Below are 557 nucleotides of genomic sequence, written 5' to 3'. Positions count from 1 at the left end.
TCGCGCTCGATGGCATAGAGCCGATTGATCCAGGCCAACGCCTGGTCGGCGCGCCCGATCTTGCCTTTGGGCTGCACCTGCTGCGCCTCGACGAACTTGCGCCGGGCATGGGCCCAGCAGCCCTGGCGCTCGATGCCCGGTTGCGCGGCCAGGGCGTTGTAGCCGGCGTAGTCGTCGGTCATCAGGTAGCCGCGGTAGCCGGCGAGCAGGCGCAAGGGCACCTCCTGTGCCCGGCTGGGGCTGTAGTCGAAGAGGACGACCGGCTGCTCCGGCGGGCCGCCGGTCTGCACCCACATCCAGGACTGGCTGGAGGGATCCCGGTCCGGCTCCTTGAGTACCTGCACCCGCGTCTCGTCGCAGTGGATCACCGGGCTTTCCAGCAGCCGGTCGCGCATCAGGTTGAGCACCGGTTGCAGCTGCCCGGCGCAGCGGATCGCCCAGCGCGCCAGGGTTTGCCGGGGGATCTCGACGCCGTGGCGGGCGAGCACCTTCTCGAAGCGGTGCAGCGGCAGGCCGTCGACGTACTTGGTGGTCAGCAGCATCGCCAGCACGCCGGG

At 70.2% G+C, this 557-nt stretch carries 1 protein-coding gene; it reads right to left on the bottom strand.

Translation table 11 applies throughout. The annotated features are described in order from the left end of the window. Positions 1-557, bottom strand: a 557-nt coding sequence (gene tnpC / locus ACYVD0_RS19100; protein WP_460428273.1) for an IS66 family transposase, incomplete at both ends; no start/stop codon positions are given.

This window comes from Azotobacter armeniacus (assembly GCF_054779355.1).
Note: the sequence above shows the minus strand (reverse complement) of the source record. Positions and strands in the feature narration are given on the sequence as shown.